At 70.1% G+C, this 16,572-nt stretch carries 19 protein-coding genes and 1 pseudogene; 4 read left to right on the top strand and 16 right to left on the bottom strand.

Translation table 11 applies throughout. The features are described from left to right. Nucleotides 1–5: 5 nt before the first annotated feature. Nucleotides 6–920, bottom strand: a complete 915-nt coding sequence (locus JOC24_RS10815; protein ID WP_205019972.1) for an SGNH/GDSL hydrolase family protein — start codon at nt 918–920, stop codon at nt 6–8. Nucleotides 921–1,283: 363 nt separating this feature from the next. Here JOC24_RS10815 and JOC24_RS10810 point away from each other — a divergent pair, with 363 nt between their 5' ends. After that, complete coding sequence (locus JOC24_RS10810) at nt 1,284–1,778, top strand: DUF3145 domain-containing protein (protein WP_205019971.1); 495 nt, start codon at nt 1,284–1,286, stop codon at nt 1,776–1,778. Nucleotides 1,779–1,842: 64 nt separating this feature from the next. Here the strand turns inward: JOC24_RS10810 and JOC24_RS10805 are convergent, their stop codons facing one another. The 9 genes from JOC24_RS10805 to JOC24_RS10765 all read right to left on the bottom strand — a co-directional run bounded on the left by JOC24_RS10805 (nt 1,843) and on the right by JOC24_RS10765 (nt 10,501). Beyond that, complete coding sequence (locus JOC24_RS10805) at nt 1,843–2,697, bottom strand: histidine kinase (protein WP_205019970.1); 855 nt, start codon at nt 2,695–2,697, stop codon at nt 1,843–1,845. Between the two features lie 21 nt (nt 2,698–2,718). Then, entirely contained in the window at nt 2,719–3,330 is a 612-nt protein-coding gene (locus JOC24_RS10800) for a hypothetical protein (protein ID WP_205019969.1), read from the bottom strand. An 11-nt stretch (nt 3,331–3,341) separates the two neighbouring features. Beyond that, nucleotides 3,342–4,793, bottom strand: coding sequence for a hypothetical protein (locus JOC24_RS10795; RefSeq protein ID WP_205019968.1), 1,452 nt, complete (start codon nt 4,791–4,793; stop codon nt 3,342–3,344). A gap of 50 nt (nt 4,794–4,843) precedes the next feature. Beyond that, nucleotides 4,844–5,293, bottom strand: coding sequence for a hypothetical protein (locus JOC24_RS10790; protein ID WP_205019967.1), 450 nt, complete (start codon nt 5,291–5,293; stop codon nt 4,844–4,846). Between the two features lie 305 nt (nt 5,294–5,598). Next, on the bottom strand, nt 5,599–6,861 hold the full coding sequence (gene fabF, locus JOC24_RS10785; protein WP_205019966.1) for a beta-ketoacyl-ACP synthase II: 1,263 nt from the start codon (nt 6,859–6,861) through the stop codon (nt 5,599–5,601). A 79-nt stretch (nt 6,862–6,940) separates the two neighbouring features. Beyond that, on the bottom strand, nt 6,941–7,189 hold the full coding sequence (locus JOC24_RS10780) for an acyl carrier protein (protein ID WP_028439857.1): 249 nt from the start codon (nt 7,187–7,189) through the stop codon (nt 6,941–6,943). A gap of 63 nt (nt 7,190–7,252) precedes the next feature. Beyond that, on the bottom strand, nt 7,253–8,284 hold the full coding sequence (locus JOC24_RS10775; RefSeq protein WP_205019965.1) for a ketoacyl-ACP synthase III: 1,032 nt from the start codon (nt 8,282–8,284) through the stop codon (nt 7,253–7,255). A gap of 13 nt (nt 8,285–8,297) precedes the next feature. Further along, nucleotides 8,298–9,212, bottom strand: a complete 915-nt coding sequence (locus JOC24_RS10770) for an ACP S-malonyltransferase (protein ID WP_205019964.1) — start codon at nt 9,210–9,212, stop codon at nt 8,298–8,300. 89 nt (nt 9,213–9,301) lie between these two features. Continuing rightward, the gene (locus tag JOC24_RS10765; RefSeq protein ID WP_205019963.1) at nt 9,302–10,501 is read right to left on the bottom strand and encodes a PucR family transcriptional regulator; all 1,200 of its coding nucleotides are present in this window, start codon (nt 10,499–10,501) and stop codon (nt 9,302–9,304) included. Between the two features lie 78 nt (nt 10,502–10,579). On the opposite strand from JOC24_RS10765, the gene JOC24_RS10760 reads away from it, so the two are divergent. Then, nucleotides 10,580–11,251 carry a pirin family protein gene (locus tag JOC24_RS10760; protein WP_205019962.1) on the top strand — a complete coding sequence of 224 codons (672 nt, stop codon included), beginning with the start codon at nt 10,580–10,582 and terminating at the stop codon, nt 11,249–11,251. A 10-nt stretch (nt 11,252–11,261) separates the two neighbouring features. Here JOC24_RS10760 and JOC24_RS10755 read toward each other — a convergent pair whose 3' ends face one another. The 5 genes from JOC24_RS10755 to JOC24_RS10735 form a co-directional block, all read right to left on the bottom strand. After that, on the bottom strand, nt 11,262–11,912 hold the full coding sequence (locus JOC24_RS10755; RefSeq protein ID WP_205019961.1) for a DUF4232 domain-containing protein: 651 nt from the start codon (nt 11,910–11,912) through the stop codon (nt 11,262–11,264). A gap of 468 nt (nt 11,913–12,380) precedes the next feature. Then, a complete protein-coding gene (locus JOC24_RS10750; protein WP_205019960.1) occupies nt 12,381–12,782 on the bottom strand; it encodes a hypothetical protein in 402 nt (133 codons plus the stop codon). A gap of 50 nt (nt 12,783–12,832) precedes the next feature. Then, nucleotides 12,833–13,357 (bottom strand): hypothetical protein, encoded by a 525-nt coding sequence (locus JOC24_RS10745; RefSeq protein WP_205019959.1) that lies wholly within the window; start codon nt 13,355–13,357, stop codon nt 12,833–12,835. Between the two features lie 351 nt (nt 13,358–13,708). Further along, entirely contained in the window at nt 13,709–13,903 is a 195-nt protein-coding gene (locus JOC24_RS10740) for a DUF397 domain-containing protein (protein ID WP_205019958.1), read from the bottom strand. Then, nucleotides 13,863–14,711, bottom strand: coding sequence for a helix-turn-helix domain-containing protein (locus JOC24_RS10735; RefSeq protein ID WP_205019957.1), 849 nt, complete (start codon nt 14,709–14,711; stop codon nt 13,863–13,865). The genes JOC24_RS10740 and JOC24_RS10735 overlap by 41 nt, the downstream gene beginning before the upstream one ends. Before the next feature lie 84 nt (nt 14,712–14,795). On the opposite strand from JOC24_RS10735, the pseudogene JOC24_RS10730 reads away from it, so the two are divergent. After that, nucleotides 14,796–15,206: pseudogene (locus JOC24_RS10730) on the top strand (ATP-binding protein); the annotation flags it as partial. A 2-nt stretch (nt 15,207–15,208) separates the two neighbouring features. On the opposite strand, the gene JOC24_RS10725 reads toward JOC24_RS10730, so the two are convergent. Continuing rightward, nucleotides 15,209–16,030, bottom strand: coding sequence for a serine hydrolase domain-containing protein (locus JOC24_RS10725; RefSeq protein ID WP_205019956.1), 822 nt, complete (start codon nt 16,028–16,030; stop codon nt 15,209–15,211). 86 nt (nt 16,031–16,116) lie between these two features. On the opposite strand from JOC24_RS10725, the gene JOC24_RS10720 reads away from it, so the two are divergent. Continuing rightward, the gene (locus JOC24_RS10720; RefSeq protein ID WP_205019955.1) at nt 16,117–16,572 is read left to right on the top strand and encodes a MerR family transcriptional regulator; all 456 of its coding nucleotides are present in this window, start codon (nt 16,117–16,119) and stop codon (nt 16,570–16,572) included.

The raw sequence follows: 16,572 nt of genomic DNA, 5'->3' as shown, positions 1-16,572 counted from the left end.
GAACTTTACGCGGGAGGCCCGGACGCCGTCACATTGCGGTAAGCGATTTCTGCCAGCCTGGCCTGGCCGTTACGACCCGGATGGAACCAGTCCCACTCGCTGAGCTGCTCACCGGTGAACCGGTATTCGAAGACCGCCCCGCCGTCGTAGCGGCAGCGCTCGTCGCGCGCGCAGACGTCCCGCAGCACCTCGTTGTACGCGACCACCCGCTTCTGCACCGCGTTTCTCCGCGAGACGGCCGCGGGCCCCATGTCGTCGGCGTCGCCCAGCATCGACCGGCAGATCCCCAGCTTCCAGATCTGCTTGCCCAGCGGGTTCTCACGCCCGGTCGACCAGAGCCGCTTGAGGTCCGGCACGCTCGACACGTACACCTGTGCCTTCGGGGCCGTGGCGCGCAACTGTCGCATCGAGGCCTCGAAGGAGGCCCGGAAGTCGGCCTCCGGCGTCATGAGCCGCACCGAGTCCCGGCAGGCGTCGTTCGCTCCGATCATCACCGTGACCAGCTCCGGCTCTTCCTTCGCGGCCAGCGCCATCTGTTCCGGCAGCTGCGCCATCCGGGCGCCCGACACGGCGTGGTTCCAGCTGTGCGAGGCCGCCTTCGAGGCCCCCAGGAGGCGCACGGCGAGGCTCCGTACCCCGTCGTCGGTCCCGGTCGCCCAGGACACCTCGGGGCAGTCGGCCAGCACCGAACAGGCGTCGAAGCCGCGCGTGATGGAGTCCCCCACGGCCGCGACGGAAGCGGGGCTCGCGTCCCACGCCGGCGTCGGTGCGGGGGAGGCGCTCCGGGCCCCCTCGGAGTCCCGCCCGGCCGGACCTCCGTCGGAAGTGCAGCCCGTCAGCACGGCGCCACCGGCGAGCGCGACCGCCGCCAGAGTGACCGCGGCACTCCGGGCGCGACGGCGTGACGAATGCTCAGGCATCCCTGCTTCCTCTCCGGCCACACGGGTGATTGTGCCTCCGGCACACCCCGAACAGCCCCAGGTGGCGGCCCTCGCGCCCTCGCGGGTGAATGCTGGGGGAATCATGGGCCCGGGACCGACGGTACGTCACACACCGGCCCCCGGCGCACGGTAGCTTTTCCCCGTCAGAACCAGTGGCGCCCGTCCGGCCCGCCTGAGAAGCTGCGGCTCCGGTAAGTTGACTCACGTCGCATACTGTCCCTTTTCAGGAGATTCACTCCCGATGCTGTTTACTGATGACAACCTCGGGAGCCGGCCAGGAAGAGGCGGTACGGGCGCGAGGCCGCTGGGGAAGGCGAACCTCGTCCCAGACTGGAGGTCCCGGTGACGACACGTGGAGTCCTTTACGTCCACTCCGTACCGCGCGCGCTCTGCCCGCACGTCGAATGGGCGGTGGCGGGCGTACTCGGTGTGCGGGTGCAGCTCGACTGGATCAGGCAGCCGGCCGCGCCCGGCACCTGGCGGTCCGAGTTCTCCTGGAAGGGCCGTGCGGGTACCGCTTCGGAGCTGGCCTCGGCCCTCCGCGGCTGGGACCTGCTGCGCTTCGAGGTGACCGCGGAGCCGTGCCCCACCGCGGAGGGCGAGCGCTACAGCTCGACACCCGGTCTCGGCATCTTCCACGCCGTCACCGGCATGCACGGCGACATCCTGGTCCCGGAGGACCGGCTGCGGGCGGCGCTGGCCAGGTCCCTGCGCGGTGAGACGGACCTGGAGGCCGAGGTCGCCAAGCTCCTGGGCAAGCCGTGGGACGACGAGCTGGAGTCCTTCCGCCACGCGGGCGAGGGCGCGCCCGTGCGGTGGCTGCACCAGGTGGTGTGACCGGAGCACGGGCCGGGCCCGGACCCGGGCCCGGCCCCGGCGCGAGGCTGCGCTCACCACGGCCTCAGGCGGCGCCCGGCCGTCCGGCGGCCCGCCGGAGTTCACCCGCGTCGGGCAGGAGCTCGGTGATCCGCGTCCAGATCGTCTTGGCGTCCACGCGGACGAGCCTGAACGGGGCGGTCGGGGTGACCCGCGCCTCGGGCACGGGTTCGGTGGGCAGCTCGCGCAGCCAGTAGCCGAGGGGGCCGCAGTCCCAGACGGCGAGTCCGCGTGTCTCCGTCCCGTCCCGTCCCTCGGAGCGAGCCCGCCATGCCGAGGTCAGGCGCCAGGTCGAACGCAGCTCGGCGATCAGGTCGGTGACGAGGGTCAGCGCCGGTTCGCCGAGACTCCCGTCCGTCGCCAGGGCCCGGTGGATCGCCTCGCGCTCCTCGTCGGCCGACCGGACGACGCGCTCACCCTCCAGGACCGCGAGCCCCGCCTCGACGGTGCCGATGGTCGTCCCGACGACGGAGGCCGCCGTGTCCCGGACGGTCGAGGACTGCTGGAGGTTCACCATGTCGGCGAGCTTCCACACCAGCATCCTGGGCTCGACGCAGGAGTACTCGGCTTCGGCGGTGCCCGGCCACGACTCGTGCGCGACGACGTGTTCGTCGCCGACGAACACGCCGTGGTGCAGCTTGCCCTGGCGGCCCGCGGCCTCCAGCGAGATGATCACGCCCGGCGTGAGGACCGTCTTCATCAGCGGCAGCAGCGAGGAGGACAGCTTGCCCTCCTCATCGATGAGGCCGCAGTCCAGCAGCTCCTCCCGGGCCGCCACGAACTCGTCGGGCGCGGCGTTCCCCGAAGCCAGCTCGGAGAGCACGATCAGGTGTTCGTCGGCCAGCCGGAAGCGGGACCGGGAAATGTCGAACGAAGGCATACACACTCACTTGGTAGTCGCTCAGGCCTGGGACTCGGCCCAGAAGTTGAAGATCCTCGAGAACCCGGCCCGTACTGCTCCGCGCCGCGTCAGCACGGACCGGTCGACGCCGGTGAAGAGAGCCGCCAGGGACACGTCGGCGGGCAGCACCCGGCCCGTCGCCTGCACGGTCACCTTCCTGCCGTTGCCGACGCCCGACTGCCGCACCCTGATGACGGCGCCGGGGTCTTCGGAGTCGGGCTGCCGGGACAGCTCGTACGCCCGGCGGTTGATCGCCGTGAGCCGGTACGAGTCGCCCAGACACGTCATGCGCAGGGAGCGCCCCCGGTGCGTGGTCGCCCAACGGTTGCGGTGCATCCGCACCAGGGCGTCGCCCACGCGGAGCGTCGAGCGGTTGAGGGTCGGCATCGACACCACGTCCGTGTGCGCGCCGCGCGTCTCGAACGTGGAGGTGGGGATCAGGCCGCCGCGTACCTCCGTGACGAGGACGTTCGGCATGTCACGGCCCGCCGGATACACGACTCGGATGTCGCCGAACTCCGCGGACGTACCCTGCCAGCCGAACTTCTTGAGCCCGACCGGTTGTCTCTCCTTCCAGTACGCGAGCGTGAACGGGCTGATGGTCGTGTGCATGTCTTCCCTCGCTAGTCGAACGGGTTGAGGGCGCTACCCAGCTTCTTCGCCCCGTCGGCGATGCCGTCCCCTATGTCAGAGGCCGTGTCGCCCACCCATTCCCCGGCCTCCTCTATGCCCTTGCCGATGGCTTCGTGGTTGTCCCAGACCAGGCAGCCGGCGTACACCAGGCCCGTGCCGACCGCCAGGCCGGCCGTGACCGGGTTGGGGGCCACGGTCAGCGCGGTCATCGACGCGCTGAACGCCGTTCCGCTGAGGTCGGAGGCGAACTTCGCGGGATCAGCCTTGATCATGTCCGCGTCGTAGGTGGCCAGGTTCGCCACGCCGTAGGCGGTCGCCGCGACGCCGCCGACCACACCCGCGCCCCGGATCCATCCGGCAGCCTTCGCCGCGTTCGCGAGACCGCCGTTCTGTGCGACCTTGGCGAGGTTGGCCTCGGCCGCCGACGGCATGAAGAAGGAGCCGTTGCGCATGAACCCGCCGAACACGGCGGCTTCGTCGGAGCCGGTGACGGCGTTCACCATGCCGGGCGGAACCTTGCTCAGCAGGCTTCCGGGCACGGCGCCGGCCATGCGGTTGTTGATGAAGGTGGAGAGGAAGGTGCCGGGCGCGGTGACGTCCTTGCCCTGCTTGAGGTACTTGAACAGCTTGAAGGCGCCACCCGCTGACCCGCCCAGCGCGGCGGCGAACGCGGAGGCCGTGATCGTGCCCTTCTGGACGGCGGCGAAGAGTTCCGCGACCCTCCTGCTGCCCGTCACCTTCTCCACGCCGTCCTTCTGGAGGCGCTGCAGGTAGTCGTCCAGCGTCTCGCCGTCGCGCATGGCCAGCGAGGCGAGCTGCATGCGCTCCTGCTTCTGCTGGTCGTCCGCCGCCGCGACCTTGGAGGCGTTGCCGTTGAAGCCGTTCGTCGTGCCGTCGTCCCTGCCGCCGCCGGTGTCCTCGACCACGGTTTCGAGGTCCTTCTGGAAATCCTTGTCGGCGTCGTCGACAGCCTTCACACAGGACTTGATGAAGTCGGCCCACGACTGCTCGCTGTCCCGGACGCTCTTGGCGTAGTCCGGGTCGTGGCGTAGGGCGTTGCGCTCGCCCTCGGTGGCCAGTTCGTAGTCGAAGGCGACGTTGCCCTGCTCCGAGACCCTCATGCCCGCTTCGACGGCGTCGGCACGTGCGGTCTTCAGCCGCTCCTTCAGTTCGACGAACTGGGCGTGCGCGTTGAGCAGCAGCGTCGCCGTCGCCTTCGCCTGGGTCTGGGCGGCCTGGTACTCGTAACGGGTGGCCGCGAAGTTCAGGGCGGCGGAATTCGCGCTCACACCCAGCCAGGTGTCGCCGAGCGTGATCTTCTGAACACTGTCCCGGTAACGCTTCTCGACCTTCGCGAATTCATCCGCCATCGACTTCCACTTGTCGGCCGCGGTGGAAAGCTTGCCGAAGTCGGTCGTCATGACTTCGCGATATGTCAGCATGATCAATTCCCCTGGAACGCTTCGAAGTCGTGCGGTGGAGTGTGGCTTTTCTACCGGTAGCCGTCCATCGCCGACGGCGTCCTGATGGCGCTGATGCCGTCATGACGGTCCACGTCGACCCCCGTCAGGGTGACGACTGTGTTCCTGAGGCCGTCGCGTTCCTTGCCCAGTCGGCCCAGGAGCGTCTTGACCTGCCCGTCCCAGGTGGTCTGCACCTTCTTCAGTGCGGTCGCGGTCGCCCATCCGCCGAACGCGCTGACGGTGCCGGCGTTCGACTCGTCCGCGTGCCCGCCCGCCTTCTTGGTGCTCGTCAGCAGTTCGTTCTCTATGACGCCGGCGGCGGCGTTCTTCTCGGACGCGGTCGACGCGAGCAAAGGCCCGCCGCCGGGTCCGGAGCCCGTTGGCGGGCCGTCCTCGGGGAGGCGATTCAATTGCATGGAGGTGGAGTCACGTTCGGCCGCCGCGGCGCGCAACTCGGCCCATTCCTCGTCGAATCCCATGATCGTCAACCCCCGTACTGATGATCGCGAATTTTCGTCGCATCAATATACGACACCGCCGGGGTGCCACTCGTAGCTCTTGATTCATCGGAACTGATCACGCACGGAGGCCGACTTCGGTTCCCGCCGAGGTGAATCGACCGGAATTCGGGAGGAATGCGGATGTGCGTGGACCGGACGGGAGAAGGGGGCCGCCCGGAGAGCGCCGCCCGCCCGGGCCGGCGGAGTCGGTGGAGCGGCGCACACAACGCGGCGGGCCCGCCTCCCGGATCGGGAAGCGGGCCTCGCGGCGACGTGCGCGTGGGTCAGACGGAACGGAACGCCAGGACGACGTTGTGGCCACCGAAGCCGAACGAGTTGTTGACGGCGGAGATCGGCCCCTCCGGCAGCGGCCGCGGCTCACCGCGGACGACGTCGGCGTCGACCGCCTCGTCGAGGTCGTCGATGTTGATGGTGGGAGGCGCCAGCCGGTGGTGCAGCGCCAGGACCGTCGCCACGGTCTCGATACCGCCCGCGCCGCCCAGCAGGTGGCCCGTCATGGACTTCGTGGCGGAGATCGCGACGTGGTCCAGGTCGTCGCCCAGCACCGCGCGCAGCGCCTTGATCTCGGCGATGTCACCCTGCGGCGTGGACGTGGCGTGCGCGTTCAGGTGCACGACCTCCGACGGCTTGAGGTCCGTGGAGTCCAGCAGGTTCTGCATCGCCGCGGCGATGCCGCGCCCGGTGGGCTCGGGCTGCGCGATGTGGTGGGCGTCCGCGGACAGGCCCTGGCCCAGCACCTCGCAGTAGACCCTGGCGCCACGCGCGGCCGCGTGCTCCGCGGACTCCAGGATCACGACGCCCGCGCCCTCGCCGAGGACGAAGCCGTCACGTCCCGTGTCGTAGGGGCGCGAGGCCTTCTCGGGCTCGTCGTTGCTCTTGGACATGGCCATCATGTTGGCGAAGGCCGCGATCGGCAGCGGGTGGATGGCCGCCTCGGTGCCACCGGCGACGACCACGTCGGCCCGGCCGGTGCGGATCATCTCGACGGCGTACCCGATGGCCTCGGCACCCGACGCACAGGCGGAGACCGGGGTGTGGACACCGGCCTGGGCGTTGACCTCCAGGCCGACGTTGGCGGCCGGGCCGTTGGGCATGAGCATGGGAACGGTGTGCGGGGAGACGCGGCGTACGCCCTTCTCCTTCAGCACGTCGTACTGGTCGAGCAGGGTGATCACGCCGCCGATGCCGGAGGCGATGACCGATCCCAGGCGCTCGGGCTGGATCTTCTCGTCCTCACCGGCCTTGCCGGTGAAGCCGGCGTCCGCCCAGGCCTCGCGGGCCGCGATCAGCGCGAACTGCGCCGAGCGGTCCAGCTTGCGGGCGAGGGGCCGGGGGAGTACCTCGCCGGGGTCGACAGCCGCGAGGGCAGCGATCCGGACGGGCAGTTCGGCGAAACGTTCGCCCTCGAGAGGCTTGACGCCGGAACGGCCGGCCATCAGACCTTCCCAGGTCGATGCGGAGTCGCCACCCAGCGGAGTGGTTGCGCCGATACCGGTGACGACCACGGTGCGATTGGTCGGGCTCACTGGAAAATCTTCTCCACGTGTAGAGGGTCGTGAATCAGCGGCGCCACCGCCGGGTGGCGACACACGGGACGGGCTGGGATCAGCCCTGGTGCTTCAGGATGTACTCGGCGGCGTCGCCGACCGTCTTGAGGTTCTTGACGTCCTCGTCGGGGATCTTGACGTCGAAGCGCTCTTCGGCGGCGACGACGACCTCGACCATGGACAGCGAGTCGACGTCCAGGTCGTCGGTGAAGGACTTGTCCAGCTGGACGTCCTCGACCGGGATACCGGCGATCTCGTTGACGATCTCGGCGAGACCGGTGACGATCTCTTCCTGAGTGGCGGCCATGTTGGCGCTCCTTCTGTGTGTTTCTGCGGGGTTCGGGTGTGCGGACCGAAAGGTCCGGTGTGTCTAGGGGAGGGTAACGACCGTCGCGGCGTAGACGAGACCCGCCCCGAAGCCGATGATGAGCGCCGTGTCGCCGCTCTTGGCCTGACCGGTCGCCAGAAGCCGCTCCATTGCGAGCGGAATCGAGGCGGCCGACGTGTTACCGGTGGTTTCCACGTCACGGGCGACCGTGACGTGCTCCGGCAGCTTGAGCGTCTTCACCATCGAGTCGATGATCCGCATGTTCGCCTGGTGCGGGATGAAGACATCCAGGTCCTCCGGGGAGATCCCGGCCACTTCCAGCGCCTGCTGGGCGACCTTCGCCATCTCGAAGACGGCCCAGCGGAAGACTGCCTGGCCCTCCTGCGTGATGGCCGGGAACTTGACCTCGCCGCGCTCGTTGAGCGGCAGGTTCGAGACGTCGCCGATGTGGAGGTCGTTCCACGCCACGGTCTGCTTGATCGTCTCGGACTTGTCGCCCTCGGAACCCCAGACCGTGGGGCCGATGGCCGGCTCCTGGGACGGGCCGACCACGACCGCGCCCGCGCCGTCGCCGAAGAGGAAGGCCGTCGCGCGGTCCTCCAGGTCGGTGAGGTCGCTGAGCCGCTCGACGCCGATGACGAGAACGTATTCCGCCGAGCCCTCGACGATCATGCCCTTGGCGAGGGTGAGACCGTAGCCGAAGCCCGCGCAGCCGGCCGAGATGTCGAAGGCGGCGGGCTTGCCCGCGCCGATCCGGTGCGCGATGTCGGTCGCGACGGCCGGGGTCTGCTTGAAGTGCGAGACGGTGGAGACGATGACTCCGCCGATCTGCCCGGGAGTGATCCCGGCGTCCGCGATCGCCTTGCCGGACGCCTCCACCGACATCATGGCCACGGTCTCCTCGTCGGAGGCCCAGTGGCGGGTGGCGATACCGGAGCGGGAGCGGATCCACTCGTCGGACGAGTCGATCGTCTCGAGGATCACCTCGTTGGGCACGACACGGGTCGGGCGGTAGCCGCCGACACCCATGATCCGCGCGTACGGGGCGCCCTTGCTGGGCTTGATCTTCGACATGCTCTCGGGCTCCTTAGGCGCCTGCGTGCTCGGTGATGAGCGCGCGGGCCGCGTCGAGGTCGTCGGGGGTCTTGAGCGCGAGGGTCTGCACGCCGGGCATCGCACGCTTGGCGAGCCCGACCAGGGTCCCGCCGGGAGCGGCCTCGATGAGGGCGGTGACACCGAGCGCGGCGAAGGTCTCCATGCACAGGTCCCAGCGGACCGGGTTGGCGACCTGGCCGACGAGCCGCGAGACGACCTCGTCGCCGGTGGCGACCGTCCTCCCGTCGGCGTTCGACACGTACGTCACCTTCGGGTCGGTGACCGTCAGCGCGGCGGCGGCCGTGCGCAGCTTCTCCACGGCCGGGGCCATGTGGTGCGTGTGGAACGCGCCGGCCACCTTGAGCGGGACCACGCGGCGTACGCCCTCGGGCTTGTCCTCGGTCAGCTCGGCGATCTGGGCCGCGGTGCCGGCGGCGACGACCTGCCCGGCGCCGTTGACGTTGGCCGGGGTGAGCCCCAGCTTCTCCAGATGCGGGACGGTGACGTCCGGGTCCCCGCCGAGCAGTGCGGCCATGCCGGTCTCGGTGACCGCGGCGGCCTCGGCCATGCCGAGCCCCCGGGTGCGTACGAAGCGGAGCGCGGCTTCGTCGTCGATGACGCCGGCGAGCACCGCGGCGGTGATCTCACCGACGCTGTGCCCCGCGACGATGCCGGGCGAGGCGTCCAGGGCCGCGGCGGACAGGAGTCCCGCGGCGACCAGCAGCGGCTGAGCCACCGCCGTGTCGCGGATCTCGTCCGCGTCGGCCTTCGTGCCGTAGTGGGCGAGGTCGAGCCCGATGGCGTCGGACCATCCCGCGATGCGGTCGGCGGCACCGGGGAGTTCGAGCCATGGAGTCAGGAAGCCGGGCGTCTGAGCGCCTTGGCCGGGAGCGACGAGTACGAGCACCCTCACACTCTCTCTTGCGGACGGCCCCGGACGCCCGTGGGGACAGGGACGAAGAACCGTCAGGGGAATTGTTGGAGTTCGACAAAAGTCTAGGGCTGGGTGTCTCCGGCGGCCAAGCGCCCCAGGATGAGGGCGATCCGCAGCGTGAACGCGGAACGGACGTCGGAGGGCGACCAGCCGGTGACGTCGGTCACACGTCGCAGCCGGTAGCGCACGGTATTGGGGTGCACGAACAACATTCGTGCCGCGCCCTCAAGACTGCTCGCCTGCTCCAGATAGACACTCAGCGTCTCCAGAAGTGCTGAACCCGCTTCTTCGAGCGGTCTGTAGATCTCCTCCACCAACTGATCGCGCGCGGCAGGGTCACCGGCCATCGCACGCTCAGGAAGGAGATCGTCCGACAGGACGGGCCTCGGAGCGTCCTGCCACGCCGAGGAGGCCTTGAGACCGGCCGCCGCGGCCTGTGCGGACCGAGTGGCCGCGAGGAGGTCGGGCACCACGGGTCCGGCGACGACGGGGCCTGCCGCGTACGGTCCGATCAGCGATTTCGCCACGTTCAGGGGGTTGTCGCTGCCGCCGGCGATCACGACCAGGCGGTGTCCGAGCACCCCGGTCAGAACCTGGAGCTTGGCGTGCCTGGCCGCCCTCCGGATCGCCTCCACGGTGAGCTCGCTGTCACCTTCGGGAGCGGTGCCGAGGACGACGCACACATGCTCCGGGGAGTTCCAGCCGAGGGCGGCGGCCCGGGACACGGCACCCTCGTCCACCTCACCGGACAGCACCGCGTTGACCACCAGCGACTCCAGCCGGGCGTCCCACGCGCCGCGGGCCTCGGCGGCCTGGGCGTACACCTGGGCGGTCGCGAAGGCGATCTCGCGCGCGTAGACGAGCAGCGCCTCGCGGAGCACCGACTCGTCGCCGGGCGCCGCGACCTCGTCGATCGCGGCCTCCATGACCTCGATCGTCGTACGCACCATCTCGACGGTCTGCCGCAGGGTGATGGCCCTGGTCAGCTCGCGGGGGGCCGTGCCGAACACATCGGTGGAGATCGCCTGCGGCGTCTCCGGGTGGCGGAACCACTCGGTGAACGCGGCGATACCGGCCTGGGCGACCAGGCCGATCCAGGACCGGTTCTCCGGTGGCATCGCCCGGTACCACGACAGCGACTCGTCCATCCGGGCGATGGCGTTGGCGGCCAGCCGGCCGGAGGACTGTTCCAGCCGTTTCAGGGTCGCGGCGTGCAGGTGGGCGTCATGCGCTGCGGGCTGTTCAGGATCGGGTCGGGGCACGCACACAAGACTGCCTTATCGGGACAGGTGCCCGGAGGGGCGGGGCGGGAGGTCGGCCGACGGGGATACCTTGGGGGTGTGATGGACGTACGCCGCTCCGCGGACCGCTTCCGCGGCGGAGACCCGGCCACGGGTGACTCCGCGGGCATCGAGACGCTGCACGCCTTCTCCTTCGGGCGGTTCTACGACCCGGACAACCTGCGCTTCGGGCCGATCCTTGCCTGCAACGAGGAGCGTCTCGCCCCGGGCGCCGGCTTCGACGAGCATCCGCACAGCCACACCGAGATCGTCACCTGGGTGGTGGAGGGTGAACTCACCCACCGCGACTCGGCCTCGCACGCCACCGTCGTGCGGCCCGGGGACGTCCAGCACCTCAGTTCGGCCGCCGGGGTACGGCACGTCGAGCGCAACGACGGGGAACACCCGCTGACGTTCGTTCAGATGTGGCTGGCGCCCCTTCGACCCGGCGGGGAGCCCTCCTACACCCATGTCGCCGGGATAGCCGACTCCACCCCGTACGCCCTCCCCGAGGCCGGCGCGATGCTGCATGTGCGCCGTCAGTCCGAGGGCGAGCGGACCGCCGTGCCCGATGCCGCGGGCGTCTACGTCCACGTCGTGCGGGGCCGGGTGCGGCTCGCCGACGAGGAGCTGGAACCGGGCGACGCGGCGCGGATCACGGGGGCGGAAGGGCTGGAACTGGAGGCCCTGGAACCGGCCGAGGTGCTGCTCTGGGAGCTCGCCTCGGTGTGAGGGCCGGTCGTCACTGCTTGCCGGTGCCGACCGGGTCCACCACGACCTTCTGGTCGGCGCCGTCGGAGATCTGGAGGCGGAGCGAGACCGGCAGGGCCTTGGAGTGGGTCTCGGCGGGCGGGGTGACCTCGATGGCGCTGACGTAGGCACCCGTGCCCTCGGCCGGCGGGTAGTGCAGCGTGAAGCGGGTGGTCTCGCCGTTGCCGAGGTTGACGAGCGGGGCGTCGACCTCGCTGCGCTTGGCGCTGAGGGGGCCGGAGGCGTCCTGGGACCTCAGGTCGACACCGGGGAAGCCCTTGAGGGTGCAGGCGTCGCCGGTGTTCTTGAGGCTGACGAGGAGGTCTCCCTCGCCCATGCCGTGAGCGGTGTCGAACGCGAGGTTCGCCGTCTTGCAGGGGCCGGTGTTGATCTGCCCGTTGCCGCTGCCCTGGGCGGACGCCGTGGTGGTCGACTCGTCGCCGGATCCCGTGGTCCCGTCGTCGCCGGCAGCGGTGCCGTCGCTGTCGGAGGTTCCGGACGAGGTCGAGGACGCCGAGGCCGACGGGGCGGCTCCGGAGTCGTCGGCCGCGCTCGACGCGGAGTCGCCGTCCCCCTGGCAGGCGGTGAGCGAGAGACCGGCGGTGAGGATCAGGGCGGTCAGCGTGAGCTTCGTGGCGCGCATCGTGTGCTTCCTTTGCGGTCGGGTGCCGTCTGCCCGGCACGAGTGAGCCTTACTGACCTTCAGGACCCGTCTCGGCCGTTCTGACGTTCCACCCGGCCTCCCGCTAATACATGCCTGTTACAGGCGATTGTGGTCCCGGAGCACGCGTCCGCCGTTCCGGCAGGCCCCGGCCCGGCGGGTCGTGCCGTGCGCCCGTACCGCCTCCCCGGCCCGTGAAATGGGGCCCGTACCTCCGGGGCGGCGGTGCCTCGCCGCGTGCCAGGTCGTCCGTTCCCGCAACTCCTGCAGGGATCCCAGGAGACCGCGACCGCTGGGACACAGCCGTGACCCGCGGCCCCTTGAAGATCACGGGCGGCACAACCTCTTCACCCGCGTCTCACCGCACCCGCGCCTCCCGTTCGTCGGCCTGGCCTGGGCCGCGGTGACCGCCTGGCTGGGCGCCGTCCGGCTCCGACGGCGGCCGGGGCCTCAGGCCTTCGGCCGGTCCGCCAGCTTGTCCAGCTCGCGTATCGCCTGACCGTACGAGCTGATGCGGCGCGACACGGTGCCTATGGCGAAGAGCGTCCCGCCGGCCACCGAGAGCGGAACGGACATCCCGAGCACGGCCAGGACCTTCGGCCAGTCCCGTTCCTGTGCGCAGTAATTCCCGTGTATCCCACCCTCGTTGGCGGTGCCGCGGTCCGTGAACAGCCGGGATTCGCAGTCCACGGGGTACTTGTCGTCCGGCTTCCTCTCGGCCTGGTACGACGTCGTCAGCAGCACGGCGCACCAGACCCAGAGGGCGGCGGCCAGGGACAGCAGGACGATGCCCCGGGTGCGGGTCTTCGCGGCCTTGTCGCGGAAGTCGAGTTCGAACTCTCGTGAACGCATAGCGGCCGAATCTATAGGAGTCCGATCTTCGTGGGTCCGCCCGGGCGGGGTCAGGCCGTGAAGCACCGCAGCCACGCGTCCAGGACGGCGAAGTCCCCGCCGGTGAGCCCCCGCCACGCCTCGACGCGATGGAGGAGTGCCGGCCCCGGGTGGTGTGCCTCCACCCAGTACCGGTCGATGTCCGTGATTTCGTCGTCGACCCAGACGAAGGGGCGCCCGCAGGCCCATCCGACGAGCCCGGGGGTCTTCCAGTGCAACCCGCGCGGTCCCTGGACGAGGGGCGGATCCGGCCAGCTCACGACCGGCAGTTCCGGCAGCCCGAGCCACGGAGTGAGGTAGGCGTTCGCTTCCGACATCCACGTCGTCGCCCACACGAGCTCGCACGGCAACGCCAGCAGCCGGGGCCCATGACCCGGGTCGGCCCTGTTGACCAGCGGGTTCGCTTCGGCCCCTCCGGGCTCGCGCCCCGCGTCGAAGACCGGATAGCCGTCCGGGAGCTGCTCCCGGGTCGCGCCGAAAGGAATGAGCGGGCCGTCGACGTCGAGGAAGAGAAGGGGCGGATGAGAACCGGTCACGCCTGCACGGTAACGCCGTTGAGGTGTGTGCGCCCTGCGGAACGTTCTCGCCCGTCCGGCGCCCGCACCGCCGTGCTTCCCCAGGCTTGGGACGAAAGTCCCGGCGCCCAGCCCGAGTTCGTGCTGGTGGTCCCCGATCCGGAACCACGCGCAACCGGGGGTGCTCGACGTAGGGCTCCACGCCGAGCAGTTCGGTGTACCGCTTCGCGGCCGCCAGGTCCGAGGTGTGGAACCTGACGGTGGTGAGACCCCGCGAGACCCCGCCAACATGGGCGCTCCTTCGTCGACCGGTGCCGCCGGGGGAGATTGCCCTGCCTGCAGGTCCGTTTCCGTCGTAGTGGGGTCGGGCGGTCAGCGCAGCCCGTCCACGAAGGCCTGCCAGGCGCCCGCGCTCATGACGAGAACGGGGCCGGCCGGGTCCTTGCTGTCCCGGACGGGGACGGAGGCGGCGCAGCCGTCGGCCACCTCGACGCATTCGCCGCCGGTGTTTCCGCTGTACGACGACTTACGCCACTCTGCGCTCGTCAGGTTCGGACCGGTCGCCATATCGCTCCTCCATCACACGGGCGATCAGTGCCGCGGAATCCTCGATGGAGAGGGCGGCCGCCTGCAAGTGAGCGTAACGGCGTGCGGCCTCCCTGATGGTCTCGGGGTTGGCGGTCATGTGGCCGGAGATGAGGTCCTCCGTGTAGATGATGTCCGGGTCGTTCTCGAATCTCATTGAGGTGAAAGACCCGGCGAGGCTTGAGTGTTCACCGGCTGAGAACGGCAGCACCTGGATCCGCGTCCACCGGTGCCTCGTGAACTCCAACAGACAGGCCAGTTGGTTCCGCATGACCTCGCGGCCGCCGATCGGCCGGTGCAGGACCGCCTCGTCCAGGATCGCCCAGGCCAGGGGTGGTTGCTGCCGCTCCAGGATGCGCTGGCGTTCCAGCCGGGCGGCGAGCAGCCCCTCCAGGTCGTCCGGCATGCCGGTGAGCAGTACGGCCCGCGCGTACTCCTCCGTCTGCAGCAGCCCGTACACCAGCTGCGCCTGGTAGGTGGAGATGTACGTCGCCTTCGCCTCCATGTCCGCGTACTGCTGGAACCAGGTCGGCAGTTGGCTTCGCAGGACCAGGCCGACCAGGCGTGAGAAGACCCCGTCCGTGCCCAGTGCCGCGTCCAGGCGTTCCGAGAAGTCGCGGGTCGGCACCTTCTTCGTCGTCTCGATCTGGCCGATCAGTGAGCCCGTGCAGAAGATGATCTCGCCGAGCTGGCCCTGCCGCAGGCCGTGGGCCTCCCGCTGGCGGCGCAGTTCCCAGCCGTAGTAGTCCAGTGGGGAGGCGCTGGGGTCGAGTGACTGCACGTTGGACACGGCGGGGTGCCTCTCGCTTCAACGCCTGGCGGCGTTCGTTTCAGGTCGTAGCCGAGAGTAATCAGCGCACTGCACTCTGGTGACATGAATCACGTATCCGATACCCGGACCGGTGACGCCGAGGGCGCGGCCTACCGTGCCGAGTTCGCGCTGGGGGAGCACTCCGCCCGCCATCTGCGGCGCATCCTGCGGCTCTACCTCACCGGCTGGGGCCTGCTCGACGTGGCGGACGCGGCGGAGCTGGCCCTCACCGAGCTCGTCGCCAATGTCGTACGGCATGTGCCCGGCCGTCGCTGCCAGACGCTGATCATCCTGCTCCCGCGCCGGGGTGTGCGGGTCGAGATCTCCGATGCGTCGCCCCGCCTGCCCCACGCGGTCGCGGGGGACGCGCTCGACGAGGGCGGGCGGGGACTGCTGCTGGTGGAGGCCGTCACCGACGGCTGGGGTGTCGAGGCGCGCGGTGACGGCCGGGGGAAGACGGTCTGGTTCGAGTGCGGTCAGCGGGAGGCGCCGAGCTCCGCCAGTACCGCGTCGGTGAACGGCGTCCAGACCTCGGCCGCCCACGGCCCGAAGGCCCGGTCCGTCAGCGCGACGCAGGCCGCGCCCGCCGCGGGGTCGATCCACAGGAACGTGCCGGACTGGCCGAAGTGGCCGAAGGTGGCCGGGGAGGACGAAAGCCCGGTCCAGTGCGGCGACTTGGAGTCACGGATCTCGAAACCGAGCCCCCAGTCGTTGGGGTTCTGATGACCGTAGCCGGGGAGCACACCCTTGAGGCCGGGGTGGACGACGGTCTGGGCCTCCAGGACCGTACGCGGGTCGAGGAGTCGCGGGGCCTGCACCTCGGCGGCGAACCGCGCCAGGTCGTCCACCGTCGAGACGCCGTCCTTGGCGGGTGAGCCCTCCAGCGTCGTCGAGGTCATGCCCAGGGGTTCGAGGACGGCCTGGCGCACGTACTCGGGGAACGGGATCTCCGTGGCCTTCGCGATGTGGTCGCCGAGTACTTCGAAGCCCGCGTTGGAGTACAGCCTGCGGGTGCCGGCAGGTGCGGTGACCCGGTGCTCGTCGAAGGCGAGACCACTGGTGTGGGCGAGGAGGTGGCGGACGGTCGAGCCCTCGGGGCCGGCCGGTTCGTCCAGCTCGACGGCGCCCTCCTCGTAGGCCACCAGCGCCGCGTAGGCGGCGAGTGGCTTGGTCACCGAGGCCAGCGGGAAGCGGTGAGCGGTGGGACCATGAGTACCCAGGAGCGTGCCGTCCGAGGTGACGACGGCGGCCGCCGCGGTGGGGACGGGCCAGTTCTCGATCATCGCCAGGCTCTGCATGCGTACGAGCCTAACGGGCGCCGGAACCGGGATCGCCACCCGTTTGCGCTTGCCTGGAGTGCACTCCAAGGTTCTAGCGTGGAGGCATGACGGTCATGGAGAGCATTTCCGCACGGACGGACACCTGCGCTTCCGCCCCGAGGGCGCATCCGCGCCCCGAGGGCCAGGACCGCTACACCATCAGCGAGGTCGTCGCCTTCAGCGGCCTCACCGCCCACACGCTGCGGTGGTACGAGCGGATCGGTCTGATGCCGCACGTCGACCGCTCCCACACGGGACAGCGGCGGTTCAGTAACCGCGACCTGGACTGGCTCGCCTTCGTCGGCAAGCTGAGGCTGACCGGAATGCCGGTCGCCGACATGGTCAGGTACGCCGAACTGCTCCGCGAGGGCGACCACACCTTCGCGGAACGGCAGGAGCTGCTGGAAGCGACCCGACGCGATGTGCGGACGCGGATCGCGGAGCTGCAGGGAACCCTGGCCGTACTCGACTTCAAGATCGACTTTTATGGCGGCGCCCGTGCGGCGTCGGAAGGGGCCTGA

Origin of the sequence: Streptomyces sp. HB132, assembly GCF_016909575.1 — a bacterium.
In the GTDB taxonomy this organism is placed as follows: Bacteria; Actinomycetota; Actinomycetes; order Streptomycetales; family Streptomycetaceae; genus Streptomyces.
Note: the sequence above shows the minus strand (reverse complement) of the source record. Positions and strands in the feature narration are given on the sequence as shown.

What these genes read in the sequence shown, in the direction of transcription:
- JOC24_RS10740 (WP_205019958.1), bottom strand. Translation starts at nt 13,903, where the DNA reads ATGGCGACCGGTCCGAACCTGACGAGCGCAGAGTGGCGTAAGTCGTCG.
- JOC24_RS10755 (WP_205019961.1), bottom strand. Translation starts at nt 11,912, where the DNA reads ATGCGCGCCACGAAGCTCACGCTGACCGCCCTGATCCTCACCGCCGGT.
- JOC24_RS10800 (WP_205019969.1), bottom strand. Translation starts at nt 3,330, where the DNA reads ATGCACACGACCATCAGCCCGTTCACGCTCGCGTACTGGAAGGAGAGA.
- JOC24_RS10795 (WP_205019968.1), bottom strand. Translation starts at nt 4,793, where the DNA reads ATGCTGACATATCGCGAAGTCATGACGACCGACTTCGGCAAGCTTTCC.
- JOC24_RS10750 (WP_205019960.1), bottom strand. Translation starts at nt 12,782, where the DNA reads ATGCGTTCACGAGAGTTCGAACTCGACTTCCGCGACAAGGCCGCGAAG.
- JOC24_RS10775 (WP_205019965.1), bottom strand. Translation starts at nt 8,284, where the DNA reads ATGTCGAAGATCAAGCCCAGCAAGGGCGCCCCGTACGCGCGGATCATG.
- JOC24_RS10815 (WP_205019972.1), bottom strand. Translation starts at nt 920, where the DNA reads ATGCCTGAGCATTCGTCACGCCGTCGCGCCCGGAGTGCCGCGGTCACT.
- JOC24_RS10720 (WP_205019955.1), top strand. Translation starts at nt 16,117, where the DNA reads ATGACGGTCATGGAGAGCATTTCCGCACGGACGGACACCTGCGCTTCC.
- JOC24_RS10790 (WP_205019967.1), bottom strand. Translation starts at nt 5,293, where the DNA reads ATGGGATTCGACGAGGAATGGGCCGAGTTGCGCGCCGCGGCGGCCGAA.
- JOC24_RS10725 (WP_205019956.1), bottom strand. Translation starts at nt 16,030, where the DNA reads ATGCAGAGCCTGGCGATGATCGAGAACTGGCCCGTCCCCACCGCGGCG.
- JOC24_RS10805 (WP_205019970.1), bottom strand. Translation starts at nt 2,697, where the DNA reads ATGCCTTCGTTCGACATTTCCCGGTCCCGCTTCCGGCTGGCCGACGAA.
- JOC24_RS10780 (WP_028439857.1), bottom strand. Translation starts at nt 7,189, where the DNA reads ATGGCCGCCACTCAGGAAGAGATCGTCACCGGTCTCGCCGAGATCGTC.